General features: G+C 66.4%; 14 protein-coding genes. 6 read left to right on the plus strand and 8 right to left on the minus strand.

The window, feature by feature from the left end; all coding sequences use genetic code 11:
* Window positions 1-11: 11 nt before the first annotated feature.
* Complete coding sequence (gene glgC / locus FHU31_RS27335) at window positions 12-1226, minus strand: glucose-1-phosphate adenylyltransferase (RefSeq protein WP_090363567.1); 1215 nt, start codon at window positions 1224-1226, stop codon at window positions 12-14.
* Between the two features lie 142 nt (window positions 1227-1368).
* On the opposite strand from glgC, the gene glgA reads away from it, so the two are divergent.
* Window positions 1369-2571 (plus strand): glycogen synthase, encoded by a 1203-nt coding sequence (glgA, locus tag FHU31_RS27340; RefSeq protein WP_167163955.1) that lies wholly within the window; start codon window positions 1369-1371, stop codon window positions 2569-2571.
* A gap of 34 nt (window positions 2572-2605) precedes the next feature.
* Here glgA and FHU31_RS27345 read toward each other — a convergent pair whose 3' ends face one another.
* From FHU31_RS27345 to FHU31_RS27375, 7 genes are all read right to left on the minus strand, one after another.
* On the minus strand, window positions 2606-2773 hold the full coding sequence (locus FHU31_RS27345; protein ID WP_003406247.1) for a DUF3117 domain-containing protein: 168 nt from the start codon (window positions 2771-2773) through the stop codon (window positions 2606-2608).
* A 155-nt stretch (window positions 2774-2928) separates the two neighbouring features.
* Window positions 2929-3513, minus strand: a complete 585-nt coding sequence (locus FHU31_RS27350; RefSeq protein ID WP_167163957.1) for a DNA-3-methyladenine glycosylase I — start codon at window positions 3511-3513, stop codon at window positions 2929-2931.
* Window positions 3510-3863: a DivIVA domain-containing protein gene (locus tag FHU31_RS27355; RefSeq protein WP_167163959.1), complete on the minus strand. Its 354-nt coding sequence runs from the start codon at window positions 3861-3863 to the stop codon at window positions 3510-3512. The genes FHU31_RS27350 and FHU31_RS27355 overlap by 4 nt, the downstream gene beginning before the upstream one ends.
* A 73-nt stretch (window positions 3864-3936) precedes the next feature.
* Window positions 3937-4878: a glucosyl-3-phosphoglycerate synthase gene (locus FHU31_RS27360; protein ID WP_090363563.1), complete on the minus strand. Its 942-nt coding sequence runs from the start codon at window positions 4876-4878 to the stop codon at window positions 3937-3939.
* Complete coding sequence (folP, locus tag FHU31_RS27365; RefSeq protein ID WP_208411489.1) at window positions 4875-5705, minus strand: dihydropteroate synthase; 831 nt, start codon at window positions 5703-5705, stop codon at window positions 4875-4877. The genes FHU31_RS27360 and folP overlap by 4 nt, the downstream gene beginning before the upstream one ends.
* Window positions 5706-5822: 117 nt before the next feature.
* Window positions 5823-7595 carry a long-chain-acyl-CoA synthetase FadD6 gene (fadD6, locus tag FHU31_RS27370; protein ID WP_167163963.1) on the minus strand — a complete coding sequence of 591 codons (1773 nt, stop codon included), beginning with the start codon at window positions 7593-7595 and terminating at the stop codon, window positions 5823-5825.
* An 11-nt stretch (window positions 7596-7606) separates the two neighbouring features.
* Window positions 7607-8170, minus strand: coding sequence for a cytokinin riboside 5'-monophosphate phosphoribohydrolase (locus FHU31_RS27375; protein ID WP_167163966.1), 564 nt, complete (start codon window positions 8168-8170; stop codon window positions 7607-7609).
* A gap of 47 nt (window positions 8171-8217) precedes the next feature.
* Here FHU31_RS27375 and FHU31_RS27380 point away from each other — a divergent pair, with 47 nt between their 5' ends.
* The 5 genes from FHU31_RS27380 (at window position 8218) to FHU31_RS27400 (ending at window position 14680) form a co-directional block, all read left to right on the plus strand.
* The gene (locus FHU31_RS27380; protein ID WP_167163968.1) at window positions 8218-9390 is read left to right on the plus strand and encodes a hypothetical protein; all 1173 of its coding nucleotides are present in this window, start codon (window positions 8218-8220) and stop codon (window positions 9388-9390) included.
* Between the two features lie 9 nt (window positions 9391-9399).
* Complete coding sequence (locus tag FHU31_RS27385) at window positions 9400-10152, plus strand: type VII secretion target (protein WP_167163970.1); 753 nt, start codon at window positions 9400-9402, stop codon at window positions 10150-10152.
* Between the two features lie 321 nt (window positions 10153-10473).
* The gene (locus FHU31_RS27390) at window positions 10474-11241 is read left to right on the plus strand and encodes a hypothetical protein (protein WP_167163972.1); all 768 of its coding nucleotides are present in this window, start codon (window positions 10474-10476) and stop codon (window positions 11239-11241) included.
* A 128-nt stretch (window positions 11242-11369) separates the two neighbouring features.
* Entirely contained in the window at window positions 11370-12356 is a 987-nt protein-coding gene (locus FHU31_RS27395; protein ID WP_167163974.1) for an ESX-1 system-associated protein, read from the plus strand.
* Window positions 12357-13522: 1166 nt separating this feature from the next.
* On the plus strand, window positions 13523-14680 hold the full coding sequence (locus tag FHU31_RS27400) for an EspK C-terminal domain-containing protein (RefSeq protein WP_167163976.1): 1158 nt from the start codon (window positions 13523-13525) through the stop codon (window positions 14678-14680).
* The last annotated feature ends 182 nt before the right edge of the window (window positions 14681-14862 follow it).

Raw genomic sequence — 14862 nt, forward strand, 5'->3', positions numbered from 1 at the left:
CTCCAAAGCCGTCAGATCCAGACACCCTTGCCCACGGCGACGACTCCCCCGGAGCTGATCGAGAAACGCTCGCGGTCCTTGTCCAGGTCCACCCCGACCATCTCGCCCGGCCCGACGACGACGTTCTTGTCCAGGATCGCGCGACGGACCACGGCGCCGCGTCCGATCCGCACCCCGGGCATCAGCACGCTGCCCTCGACGATGGCGCCGTCGTCGATGGCGACGTTGGACGACAGCACCGAATTACGCACCGAGGCCGCCGAAATGATGCTGCCCGCGCCGACGACGGATTCCTGGGCCGACCCGCCGTTGACGAACTTCGCCGGGGCCAGGTTCTCCGAGCCCCCGCGGATCGGCCAGCGCTTGTTGTACAGATTGAAGATGGGGTGCACCGACACCAGGTCCATATGGGCGTCGTAGAACGCATCCAGGGTGCCGACGTCACGCCAATAGCCGTGGTCCCGCTCGGTGGCTCCGGGCACCTCGTTGTCATTGAAGTCGTAGACCGCGGCCATCCCGTCGGACACCAGGCGCGGGATGATGTCGCCGCCCATGTCGTGATCGGAGTGGTCGTCCTCGGCATCGGCGCGGATGGCGTCGATCAGCACCTTGGTGGTGAAGATGTAGTTGCCCATCGACACGAAGGTCTGCTCCGGGTCGTCCGGCGTACCCGGCGGGTCGGCCGGTTTCTCCACGAACTCGCGTATGCGCCCCGACTCGTCGGCATCGATGCAACCGAAGGCCGACGCCTCCGCACGCGGGACCCGGATGCCGGCGACGGTGGCACCCGCCCCGCTTTCGATGTGGAAGCGCAGCATCTGCTCGGGATCCATCCGGTAGATGTGGTCGGCGCCGAACACGACCACATAGTCCGGATCCTCGTCGTAGATGAGGTTCAGCGATTGCAGGATGGCGTCGCCGGAGCCCGTGTACCACCGGGGGCCGAGCCGTTGCTGGGCGGGCACGGGGGTGATGTACTCACCGGCCAACCCGGACAACCGCCAATTCTGCGATATATGACGATCAAGTGAATGCGACTTGTATTGCGTGAGAACACAAATCCGCAGGAACCTGGCGTTGACCAGGTTGGAGAGTACGAAATCGATGAGCCGGTACGAGCCACCGAAGGGCACCGCCGGTTTGGCCCGGTCGGCTGTCAACGGGTATAGCCGTTTCCCCTCTCCGCCCGCCAGGACGATGCCCAGCACGTGTGGCGCTTCCCTCATGCTTGTCAACCTATCGGCGATATTGCACCAGGGCCAGCCAATCGCCCCCTTTTGATGCATGTCGGTCAAGACAATTCGTTATTCCCCATAAACGTTGACCGCAATCATGCGCGCCGAACCGTGGCCCACTACCGTGCACACCATGCGCGTGGCGATGATGACACGGGAGTATCCACCTGAGGTGTACGGCGGCGCCGGCGTACACGTCACCGAACTCGTCACCCAACTCAGGCACCTGTGCGAGGTCGATGTGCACTGCATGGGTGCACCACGCGACACCGCCATCGTGGCGCAGCCCGACCCGGCGCTCACGTCGGCCAATGCCGCGCTGTCGACGCTGTCGGCGGATCTGGTGATGGCGAACAACGCCGGCCTACCCGGACAGGCTGCGACGGTCGTGCATTCGCACACCTGGTACACCGGGATGGCCGGGCATCTGGCCGCGCTGCTGCACGGCGTCCCGCACGTGCTGACGGCGCACTCGCTGGAACCGTTGCGACCGTGGAAGGCCGAACAGCTCGGGGGCGGCTACCGGGTGTCGTCCTGGGTGGAGAAGACCGCGATCGAGGCCGCCGACGCGGTGATCGCCGTCAGCTCCGGGATGCGTAACGATGTGCTGGCCACCTACCCGGCGCTGGATCCCAGCCGGGTGCATGTGGTGCGCAACGGGATCGACACGACGGTCTGGTACCCGGTCGCGAGCGTAGGGAGCGGTTCCGCCGGAGCGCCCGACCCGGAGGGGTCGGTGCTGGCCGAACTCGGCGTCGACCTGTCCAAGCCGATCGTCGCGTTCGTCGGCCGCATCACCCGGCAGAAGGGCGTCGCCCATCTGGTCGCCGCGGCCCACGACTTCGCCCCGGACGTGCAACTGGTGTTATGTGCCGGTGCGCCGGACACGCCGGAGATCGCCGCCGAGATCAGTACCGCTGTCCAGGAACTCGCCGCCGGCCGCACCGGGGTGTTCTGGGTACGCGAGATGCTGCCGATCGGCAAGATCCGCGAAATACTGTCCGCGGCATCGGTTTTTGTCTGCCCGTCGGTGTACGAGCCACTGGGCATCGTGAACCTCGAAGCGATGGCGTGTGCGACGGCCGTGGTGGCCTCCGATGTGGGCGGCATCCCCGAGGTGGTCGCCGACCACCGCACCGGCCTGCTGGTGCACTACGACCCGCAGGACACCGCATTCTTCGAACGGCGACTCGCCGACGCGGTCAACACCCTGGTGGCCGACCCCAAGCGGGCACGCGAGTATGGCGCCGCGGGACGGCAGCGGTGTATCGAGGAGTTCTCCTGGGCTCACATCGCCGAGCAGACCCTGGAGATCTACCGCAAGGTGCAGCGCTGAACCCTCGGGGTCAGCGCCGCGGCCTGGCGGGGGTCTAGCTCGTCACGCCTTTGAGTTCGTCGCCCAGGGCGGCGGCCTCATCCGGGGTGAGTTCGACGACAAGTCGTCCACCGCCCTCCAGTGGTACTCGCATCACGATGCCGCGCCCCTCTTTGGTCGCTTCCAGTGGACCGTCACCGGTCCGGGGCTTCATCGCCGCCATCGTGTGCTCCCTCCGCGTGAGCCGGCCCGCGTGGGCGGACCCGTTCGTGGCCGGCAGCAGCCGGCCCAAGTTTTGGTACTGAACTCACCCTATTGTTCCCTATCCAACCGCGTCGGTGTGAAAAGACCCGGCGATGGCACCAGACCGAGACCAGTTCAGGTGGCTGTGGACACCCAGCAGGAGGCGATATGGTCGTCCACCATGCCGGTCGCCTGCATCAGTGCGTAGGCCGTCGTCGGCCCGACGAACCGGAACCCGCGGCGCTTGAGTTCCTTGGCCATTGCCTTGGACTCGGGGGTGACGGCGGGCACCGAGGACATATCCGCGGGCCTCGTGCGCGACTCCGGCGCAAACGACCACAGCAGATCGGCCAACTCGATATCGAGGTCGGCGACCGCCCGGGCGTTGGCGATGGTCGCCTCGATTTTGGCTCGGTTACGCACGATGCCCTCGTCGGTCAGCAGACGCTCGACATCGCGTTCGGTGAAGCGCGCCACCTTCGCCACGTCGAACTTCTTGAACGCTCGGCGGAAGTTGTCCCGCTTGCGCAAGATGACCAGCCAGGACAGCCCACTTTGGAAGGCCTCCAAGCTGACCCTCTCGAACAGCGCGGCCGAATCACGTACCGGCTGCCCCCATTCGGTGTCGTGATACTCGCGATAGAGCACCGAGTCGGGCTTGGAATCCGTTGGCGCCCAGCCACACCGGATGCGCCCGTCCTCGTGGGGCAGATCGCTCATGATTCCTCGGCGCGGGCGTGCGCCGCCTCATGCTCGGCAGGTTCGCGCTCCTCGGCGATCCCATGCGCGGCCCGGACCGCGGCCAATTCGCCGCGCACCAGATCGAGTTCGGCACCCAACCGCTCGAGCACCCAGTCGACCTCACTGGTCTTGTAGCCACGGAAGGTCTGTGTCAGCTTGACCGCGTCGACGTCGGCGCCGGTCACCCCCGACGCCGGCAGCACGGTCGCGGTGGTGCCCCGCGGAAGCGGCGGCAGCGATTCACCGCGACCGAACAGCACACTGCCCAGGGCAAACAACACCACGCCGACGAGGACGAGCACGACCAGGTACAGCAGGATCAGGGTCACGCCTCGATTTTGCCCTAACGGGTGGGCGGGAGCGGAGCGACCGGGCGGGAACGGGCCGGCACTGACAACCTTGTCAGGGTCGCAGCGTGTTCATCGGCGGCCTGTCCTCCAGGGACACCGAGGACGTGCGCGCCGTGTAGTCGTCGCCGTCGGCGAAGAACTGGGTCAGCCCCACACCTGAGTCGGGGATGCCGCAGCGCGACAACAGGGTGGCGATCACCTGCCGGCTCATCGCGGCGAGCTCGGTGAGCGGGCGGTTGCGGTGTGTGCGCACCCCCAGATTGACCTGGGCGATGGCGTCCAGGCCCAGTTTGTCGTAAGTGTCGACCAGCAGGCCGATCTCCACCCCGTAGCCCGGCGCGAACGGCACCGAGGTCAGCAGTTCGCGGGTGCCGGCGTATTCGCCGCCCAGTGGCTGCAGCAGGCACGTCAGCTCCGGGCGCAACGCGGCCAGCAGCGGCCGGGCGACCAGCTCGGTGACACGGCCACCGCCGTTGGCGTCCTCGGCGCCGCTGACCTTGAGGGGGCGCCGGTAGAAGCCCTTGACCAGGTGCACCCCGTCGGCGGTGAGCAGTGGCCCCAGCAGCTTGGGCACGAACATCGGGTCGGGATCGATCAGGTCGGAGTCGACGAACGCGATGATGTCGCCGGTGGCAGCGGCCAGCGAGCGCCACAACACCTCACCCTTGCCCGGCTGCGGTTCGACCTCCGGCAGCGCGGTTTCCCGGCTGATCACCCGCGCTCCTGCCGCAACGGCCCGGATCTCGGTGTCGTCGGTGGACCCGGAGTCCAGCACGATCAGCTCGTCGATCAACCCGCCCAACAGCGGCGCGATGGTTTCGACCACCGAGCCGACGGTGTCCTCCTCGTTCAGAGCCGGTAGCACCACCGAGACCGTGCGGCCGGCTTTGGCGGCCTCCAGTTCGGCAATCGTCCACATGGGTCGACTCCAGCTGTGATCGGTGAGCCATTGGTGGCCGGTGATTCCGGTGGCCAGGTCGGGCGTCAAGGTCATGCCAGTCCCCTCACGGTCCGCGTCGGTGGACGCTCCCCTTTGATCGACGCGACCATTTCCAGTACGCGCCGAGTGGGTCCCACCTCATGCACCCGGAACATCGCGGCACCGTCGGCGGCCGCCAGGGCGGTCGCTGCCAGTGTGCCCTCCAGGCGCTCTGTGAGGCCCACACCCAGAGTCTCCCCGACAAAATCCTTGTTACTCAGGGCCATCAGGACCGGCCATCCCGTATTTACAAGATCTTTTACCTGACGCAACAAACTAAGGCCGTGGTAAGTGTTTTTGCCGAAATCGTGCGTCGGATCGATCAGAATCGCGTCTTTTGCGACGCCGACCGCCACCGCGTGTTCGGCCGCCGCCGTCACCTCGGCGATCACCGCGTCCACCACGCCGCGCTCACTGATGCCGTAGTTCACCCGGAACGGCCTGGTTCGCGGCGTTGCGCCGCCGGTGTGTGAGCAGACCAGCCCCGCCCCGAACTCCGCGGCAACCTCCGGCAGGCCGGGGTCCGCCCCGGCCCAGGTGTCGTTGATGAGGTCGGCTCCGGCCGCGCAGGCCTGCTTGGCCACACTGGCCCGCCAGGTGTCGACGCTGATCAGTTGATTCGGGTACGCGCCACGCAGCCATTCGATGAACGGCACGACGCGGGCGATCTCCTCGTCGGCGTCGACGGTGCTGCCGGGGCCCGCTTTCACCCCACCCACGTCGATGACGTCGGCGCCGTCGGCGATGACGCGATGCACCGCGTCTTTCGCCGCCTGGTCGTCGAAGGTGGCCCCGCGGTCGTAGAAGGAGTCTGGGGTGCGGTTGACGATGGCCATGATCATGGCCCGGTCGCCGGCGACCGGTCTGCCGAGAAACGTCGACTGCACGTCACCAGGCTAGCGTTCGGCGATTTCGGCGCGCTCGCGTCCGCTGGCCGAACGTCAGCGCGGAAATCGCCACTACTTGGGGCGTTTGCCGTCCCTGACCTCGTCGGTGTAGCCGTCGTAGAACGGCACATAGCCTTCGTCGCGGCCGGCCAGGACGTAGATCGGGTCGGCGATATCGGGGCCGTAGCCCTGTTTGCGCAGCTCGACCTTCTGGCTCTTGAACGTCGAGGTGTGCGCGAGTTCCTTGACCAGCCGCGCGAACAACGGCACCGCGTAGACCGGCAGGTCCGCGAACGCGGCCTTGGCCAGGGCGGCGCCGTCGAACTCGACACCCTCCTTGAGCTGCACGGCGACCATGCCGGCGCGCCCACCGCAGCCGGGCACCTCCACGCCGAACACCGTCGCCTCCTCGATCTGCGCGTCGGCGGAGATCGCGGCTTCCACCTGGGTGGTGGCGACGTTCTCGCCCTTCCAGCGGAACGTGTCACCGAGCCGGTCGGCGAACGCGGCGTGGCCGAAGCCCTGCGACCGCATCAGGTCACCGGTGTTGAACCAGACGTCGCCGTCCTTGAAGGCATCGCGGACCAGCTTCTTCTCGCTGGCCGACTTGTCGGTGTAGCCGTCGAACGGCTGGAGGCTGGACACCTTGCTCAGCAGCAGACCCGGCTGGCCACGCTTGACCTTGCGAAGTCGGCCATCGGAGCCGCGGGCGGGCTCGCCGGTGTCCAGGTCGTATTCGACGAACGCGACCGGGCTGGGGCAGATGCCGGTGGTCTTGTCGACGTTGAAGACGTTGACGAACGCGGTGTTGCCTTCACTCGCGGCGTAGAACTCGCACACCCGCGGGATGGCGAACCGTTCGGTGAAGTGATCCCAGATGGCCGGGCGTAGTCCGTTGCCGACGATGACGCGGATCTTGTGTGCCCGGTCGGTCGGCTTGGGCGGCTGGTTGAGCAGGTAGCCGCAGATCTCGCCGATGTAGACGAACGCGGTGGCGTCGTAGCGGATGACGTCATCCCAGAACCGCGACGCCGAGAAGGACTTGCCCAGAGCGAGGGCCGCGCCGGCGTTGATCGCCGATCCGGTGGCCACCGTCAGCGCGTTGTTGTGATAGAGCGGCAGGCAGCAGTACAGGGTGTCACTGCTGTTCAGGCGCAGTCCGAGACCACCGAACCCGGCGAGGGCTCGCAGCCAGCGGTAGTGGGTCATCACGCTGGCCTTGGGCAGACCCGTGGTGCCCGAGGTGAAGATGTAGAAGGCCTTGTCCTTGGCCAGCACCGCGGAGGTGATGGCCGGGTTGGTGGTGGGTGCGGTGAGCGCCAGCTGCCGCAGGTCGTCGACGGTCAGCAGGCCCTCGGGCTCGGCACCGCTCTCCCCGATCGGGTCGATGAGATCGTTCTCGGCGACGACGGCCTTCGCGTTGAGCAGGCCGAAGCTGTGTGCGAGCACGTTGCCGCGCTGGTGGTAGTTGAGCATGCCGGCGACCGCACCGCATTTGACGGTGGCCAGCATCAGCAGCACCGCGTCCGGTGAGTTGCGCAGCATGATTCCGACGACGTCGCCGTGCCCCACGCCTTTGGCGGCCAGCACGGCGGCGTACCGGTTGACGGTCTCGTTGGCCTGCCGGTAGGTGATCTGCTGGTCCTCGAATTTGAGGAAGACCTTGTCTGCGTGTTGGGCGGCGCGGTCTTGGAAGACCTTGCCGATGGATGTCTTGGCCGTCGGCCGCGCACCGAACCCGGTCACCAGCCCGCGCACGATGGCGGGGGCGTCGGCCAAAAATCCTGGTAGCTGCGTGGCGATGTCAAGCAGTCCGACGTTGGTGCGGGATGTGTCGTCACTCATGAGCGTCAACCCTAGTGAGGGATCTCACCGGGAGCACATGCGGCCATCGCCGCATCGACGTTGTTAACCACCACCAAGCGGTCCAGGGCGGTGGCGCCCACGTATCCGGTGTCGACCAGGCTGCGCAGCCAGGTCAGCAGGCCGTCGTAGTGGCCGAGCGGATCCAGCATGACGATCGGCTTGTGGTGCATGCCGAGGTAGCCAGCGGTCCACGCCTCGAAAAATTCTTCGAGTGTGCCGATACCGCCGGGCAGGGCGATGAACGCGTCCGCCCGGTCCTCCATGACCTGTTTGCGCTCCCGCATGGTGTCGGTGACGATCAGCTCGTCCGCCTCGACATCGGCGAGTTCGCGGTGCACCAGCGCCTTGGGGATGACGCCGATGGTGCGGCCGTTGTGCTGGCGCGCGGCGTCGGCGACCGCCCCCATGGCCGAGACGTTGCCCCCGCCGGAGACCAGCGTCCAGCCGCGGTCGGCGATCGCATGCCCCACGTCGGAGGCGAGTTTGAGCAGTTCCGGGTGCTTAGGGCCGGAGGCGCAGTACACGCACACCGCCCAGGAAGGGGATTCGGCCACGAGGCAAAACGTTACCGACGGTCCGGCGCCCGCCCTACACTGCGGCTGTGCCCGATGGTCCCGCCGACTCTTTGACGGAGCGATTGGCGCGGGCTCAGGTGCTCGCCTGGGAGGGCCGCGGGCGGGACGCCGACGAGGTGCTCGCGGCGGTGGACCCCACCACGTTGAGCGAGACCGACCTGCTCGCATGGGCGTTGCCGCGGGCAGCCAACCAGTTCTGGATGCTCAATGAGCCCGAGCGGGCGACAGCGTTCCTGCGGGCTCTGCGCGGACGGGTGTCCTCCGATGCGACGGTGGACGCACTGCTGGGCACATTCGCGATGAACGCCGGGGATCTGCATCGAGCGCGGGAACTGTCGGCGTCAGTGCTGACCTCCGCCACCGCCACCGATCAGGCGGTCGGCTGGGCCGCGTCGGCCGCGGCGCTGGCGCATGCGCGGATGGGTGAGTTCGGGCCGGTGGACGAGTTGGCGAATCGTGCTGTCGCGGCCGGGCATCCCGGACTGCTGCGCTACACCTCCGGCTACGGGCAGGTCCTAGCAGCCGTGTTCCGCGGTGACCTGGACGGGGCCGAGTCACTGGCTCACGAGTTGTGCGCCGAGACTGGACCCGGGCACGCGATCGGGCAGCTGCTGATCGCGGAAGTGTCCACCTTCCGCGGCGATCTGGATGACGCCGTCGGCTTGTTACGTTCCGCTGCAGACAGTTTGGCGCCGACCGGCTATTCGTGGACCCCGCTGGCGTGGATGTTGCTGGCGCAGACTCTCGGCCAGCAAGGTTCGACGGTGGCCGCGGCAAAAGCCTTGGGGCGGGCTGAATCCCGGCACGGATTGAAGTCGATGCTGTTTGCGCCGGAGCTCGCCCTGGCCCGAGCCTGGACCTGCTGGGCGCGCAAGGATTCCCTCGGCGCCGTCGGAGCGGCAAGGGAGGCCTTCCGCGCGGCCGAACGCAGCGGGCAGTCCGCCGTGGCGTTGCGCGCGGTGCACGATGCGGTGCGGTGCGGAGACGCCCGGGCGGTGTCGTCCCTTGACGGCCTGCCGGTCGAATGCGTCTTCGCGCGGGTGACAGCGTCGCACGCGCGGGCGTTGGCCGCGCACGACGCGATCGGGTTGGCCGGGGTGGCCGAGGAGTGGGAGCAACTCGGGTTCGGTGCGGCCGCGGCCGACGCGGCACGTCAGGTCGAGGAATTGGTGCCCGACCACGATGAGGCACCCCAATAGGATTGGCAGATGACCACGGACCCGTTTGATGTCCAGACGGACGGGGTGTTGCATTTCTCGCAGGCTCACTCCGATGTCGCCGCGGGTTTGTCCGGGCTGGGCGATGCGGACGGAAACGGTGTCGAGACCAGCCATGGGCCCATCGCATCGGCCGTCAGCACCGCGTTGGCCGGCGTACTGAACGGTCGGCAGGACAGCTTCGGGGTGACATCGGCGACCGCCAGCACCATTTCGGATCTGCTGCAGAAGGCGGCACAGGCGTACGCCCGCGGCGACGAAGACGGTGCCGAACGGTTCAAAGCCGCGGCGGACGTGTTGGAGGGCAAGGACTCCCCCGGCCGAGGCGGTAGTTCCGCGGCCGCCGGACCTGCGGGCGCCGGCTCTGCGGGCGCCGGCGCAGACATGATGGGCCAGATGGGGCAAGTGCTGGGCCAGGTCGGTCAGCAGGTGGGGCAGATGGCGCAGTCGATAGCCCAACCGCTGCAAGGTCTCGCCCAAGGGTTGCAGCAGATTCCGCAACAGATCATGCAGGGTGTGCAGCAGGCATCGCAGGCAGCCTCGGATGTTGGTGGCCGTTCCGAGGACAAGGATGAGAAGGACGCCCGTCGTCTGGCGGACAAGCCCAAAGACGATCGCGAAAAAGATCGTGACGAATCCGAGCAGCATGGCGAGGCCGGGGCGTCGACCCCGTCCGAGCGTGCGCCGATGGAGGCTCCCGCTCCGAAGCAGCGTCCTGCGGCCACTCATCCGCAGGCAGATTGAGCATTGCCACGGCAATAGATGCTCTCCGGTGTTCAGCAGGAGCTTCGACAGAGGCACAGACGTCTCAGCAAACGCATCACGTTCTTTGCCGACGACCCTCGTCGCTTCGTATGACTAACCAATGCGGCGCGTCACGTTGTGGCAGCAACTTGGTGACGGCCAGGACCGCTCCCAAATATCCGCACTTCCACCATTTCAGCGTTGGGTAGGGTTTTAGCTGAGGTATGCGGAGGGGATTGTCGATGCTGGTTGAGCCCATGGGGCCACACCGAGCCGCGGGGGTTTCGGGGGGCTGCGCCACGGCCGAGGAATCGGGCGGTCATGGCGCCTGAAAACCTGAAGGTCGATACGACTGCGTTGTCCCGCGCGGGGGATAACTTCCTGAATGCGTCCAATGCCATCCCGCAGGCGCCGGCGGGCTACACACCCAGCGGGTCCGATCCCTTGTCGATGGCCATTGCGGCCGTGGCCCCGCAGTTTCTGGCCCCGATCGTCTCCGGGTTGCCGCTGTTGAAGGCCGAGACCAATCAGTTCGCACAGAACATCAAGACTGTCGCCGAGCGCTACGCGGCGACCGATGCGCAGTTGCACAGCAAGCTCTCGTCTCAGGTTGGTGGTTCCGGCAGCGGTGGTGGCACTGGTGGAGGTGGTGGTGCCGCCAGCGCCGCGTCCGGAGTGGCTGCCGGTGCGGGCGGGTCGGCATCCGGTGCGGCGTCCCAGGGCGCCGGTCAGCTCGGCCAGATGATGCAGATCCCGATGCAGATCGCGAGCCAGGCGGCGCAGGTTCCCCAGCAGGTGATGGGAATGGCGGGGTCGTTGCCGCAGACCGCGATGCAAGGCGTGCAGCAGGTCGCCGAACAGGTCAGCCAGGTCGCAGGCAAGGCCGGTTCCGAGAAGCCGGACGACAAGCCGGAGGAAGAAAAGGACCGCGAGGGTAGGCACCGGCGCGAAGACTCCGAGGAGGAATCCGGCGGGCCCGCGGCCGGTGCCGCGCCGGGGGCCACCCCGTCCGAACGGGCACCCGACGCCGTCCGCGGGGATGCCCACCGTCATGCGTCATCGCGCCAATCGCCGGAGAGTGTTCTGTGACTCAGCCTCCCCCACCACCCAGCGGTCCCTGGGGTCCTCCCGGTGGCTACCCCGGCAATGCGCCAGGCCCGCAATGGAATCCCCAACAAGGATGGCCGCAGACACCACCGCCCGCACCGAAGCGCGGCTTGGCGAAATGGATCATCGGCGCGGTGGCCCTAGTCGCGGTCATCGCGGTGACCGCCGTCGTCGCCGTGTCCTGCACCAAGAGCAGCGGCGGGTCAGACAAGCCAACCGCCGCGCCTACTAGCGGTGCACCGACGTCCGATTTCGCGAGTGCGAATGACACCGGGCCGGTGTCGGTGATCACCGAGGATCCGTCGTGTGCGCCGTGGATACCGATCAACAACACACTGGCTGACGCAGAAGGTGAATGGGTCAACCGAGATCCCAATATTCCTGCAACGCTCTGGAGCCCGACGGTGCAGGCTCAGTACGCCGCGGCGGGCGAGGCGATGCGCAACGCGGCGGATCAAGTCATGCAGCTGACAAAAGTCACAACGCATCGCGTTATGCGCGAACTTTACGAGCAATATGCAGCCTATGCGAGGGCATACGCCGACAGAATTCCGACGTACACCCCCGCCGACGATCAACTGGCCATGACAGCGGTGGCGATATCAACATCCCTCACTGACATTTGCCAGGCCATCTCGTATGGAGCCGCCGCCGCCCGAGCACCACTCGTTCCTGCTGGTCCGATGCCGTCAAACATCGCTCCAGTCAACGAGTCATCCAAACCATCTGTGTTCTTGCAAAGCTACATTTCCAACTGCAACGACTGGATAGCAGCAACGAATGACTTTCGAGCAGCAACTGCAGCATGGGTCGCTCTTGATCCAAACATCCCTGCAGGAAAGTGGTCGCCTGAGCAGAGAAAAGCCAACGATGACGTGATCCCGATCATGAATACGTCCGCAGATCGACTACAACAGATTGGTGAGCAAATCCCGAATTCGGTGGCACAAGACTTTGCCACACTGACTGTTGTCTATAGAAGAGCAATCGCTAAGGCGATACCCAGCTACACGGTAGCCGATAATCATCTGTACAACGCCACCCTTCACCTTTCAGGAATACTAACGAGCGCTTGCAAGGCAGAAGGCCCGTCCTGATGAGCAAGCCAAAACCTGATGGCCCATATGCGGATCGGCTGCTTGGGAGTGACGGATGGCCAGAGGCAGACGAGGACAAGTTGTATGGCGCTAGTGCCGACTGCACTCGCGCACTACAAAACTTAACGTTTCAATCTGCAAACCCGTGGGCTCAGCAACGCAGTGACACCTTCCAGGGGGGTACTTGGAGCGGCGGAGCTGCAAACTCGGCGAACGCCACTGCCGGTATCTGCTCAGATCACTATCGAGAGCAACAAGCCCATCTCGTGGCCGCGTCAACTTGGAACAGACACGTCGCTGGCATGGTCGCGCAAGCCAAAGAGACGATAACGGAGCACGTACATGAAGCTCAGCGACTGATACAAAAGATCGAATCTGATTCCGACGACCCAGATGCGCGAAAGACAGCTATAGACAACGTCATCAGCGTCTATCACGCACTAATTGTTACTGCAATTGCAGCTACCGCAGCGCAAGTTCCGACGGTTGAGTCCTGGAAGCCACCGCCAAGCGCACTCGAACAACTGCTCTCTCAAAAGCTGGGTCCCCCGCCGCCCGCAACGCAAGAAGCAACGGTGCCTGCAGACGCTCCCGCAGCCTGGTCGCCATCCACACGCGGAAATGCGCTACCTCCCGGAGACCGACTCGCTGCTACGGGAGGGCCCACAAGCCCCCAGCCGCCCGACAAACCTTCCGAACTAACCGCGCACGACCGCGCAGCCCGGCGGAGCGGCGGTTTAGCGGCGGGAGACAGTCCTGCCGTTGCAGTTCCGCCATCGTCGCCAGGTGAGTCCTCGACACCACAACCTCCCGCAACGCGCAGCTCAACACTGCCAGTCGCCGACCAGCCTGCGCCGCCACTTCCTGCTGGGCCGAATCCGGCGCCTGCAACATCGACACCCGCGAGAATCCCGCCGGTTAATGCAAACACCGGAATCGCGGGCCCGAATGGCGGCACGTCGGCCCCCTCCCTCGGCGGCGGCACTCCCGGCACCCCAGCCGGTTCCGGCGGATCCCCAACCTCACCCCTGTCCTCCACCAGCGGCACCGGAAGTCCCAGCGGCCCGACCACCCCTCAGACCGGCCAAGGCGCCCAAGGCCCGCAGGGCACCCAAGCGCCTAAGCCCGACTCACTGAGCGGCGCAACGGGTCCCAAGCCCACTGGCATGCAGGCACCGGTCCAGCCGCCGTCTGCTCCGCTGGGCAACGCGACACCCGCCACCCCATTCTCCCCGCCCGCCGCGCCGATCGAGCAGACCGCCACCAGTTCGCCGACGGCACCCGCCGCCACGCATCCCACTGTGCCCAGCGGCAATGTCGCGCCGCCGTCCGCGCCCTCGTCCGCACCGGCCTCGCCGACTCCTCCGATGCCACTAGGCGCACCGGCCACCCCGCCACCGGCCGCACCGGTACCACCCACAGCAGGACCCCCGGTCATTCCCGCAGCGACGTCCTCCGCCCAAGGCGGAGGTGCCGCAGCAGCTCCGATTCCGGTGTCCGCGGCCCGCGCCGAACGCGATCTGGTAGCCGCATCCGCAGCGGCCGGCGCGCTGAAGCGCAAGACCGGTGGAAGCGACCCCTTGAGCGTGGCCCGCCGCATCGCCGCCGCCCTCAATGCACCAGATATGTCGCGCCCCAATGACATCGGCTTCTTCTGGCTGGTCGCTCTCACCGCCGACGATACGATCATCGTCGCCAACAGCTACGGCATCGCCTACATACCAGACGGTGTGAAACTGCCCGAGCAGGTCAAGATGGTCAGCGCCGACACCGCCATCCCCGCTGCTGAACGTGCCCGCTGGGCTACCTATCCCGTTGCCGCACTGACGGCTTGGGCCCAAGCACACGAAACGACACTGCGCGCGGTGATCGGCACCACGACCCACCTCGAAGGTATCGACCCCGGTGCGCACAAGATCCTTCTCGAGGACGACGACATCCCGCCGAGCGGAAAGATGACCGGTCGCGACCGACTGCAGATCGGCTTCCCCGACGCCGCAACCAAACTCGCTGCCGTCAAGGACCCGGATCTCATCGCCCAACTCCCACCCGCACAAGCAGACAGCGCACCTCCCGCCAACGAGACCTTCACGCTGTGGTTCGACGTGATGCAACCCCTGATGAGCGCGGCCGCTGGACGAGAGATCGCTCACCTCAACGCCTTTGCGCTCTATGCCGCACACTCAGCCGACCTCGCGCTCTATCGCGCCCACAACGCCGCCGAAACCGCCGACCAGCGGGCAGCCATCACCGACTGGCTCTACTGGCTCCATCAGTACGACCTGCTCACCGAAGCCCAGGCCGACGTCACAGCGAAGACGTAAGGAACCGGGCCACCCAATCCACGTGTCCGATTACAGGAGCGTTCTGTGACCCAGCCTCCCCTACCACCCAGCGGTCCCTGGGGCCCTCCCGGCCCCGGTGGATACCGCGGCAATGCGCCAGGCCCGCAATGGAATCCCCAACAAGGATGGCCGCAGACACCACCGCCCGCACCCAAGCGCGG

It is taken from the genome of Mycolicibacterium fluoranthenivorans (assembly GCF_011758805.1).
Classification (GTDB): domain Bacteria; phylum Actinomycetota; class Actinomycetes; order Mycobacteriales; family Mycobacteriaceae; genus Mycobacterium; species Mycobacterium fluoranthenivorans.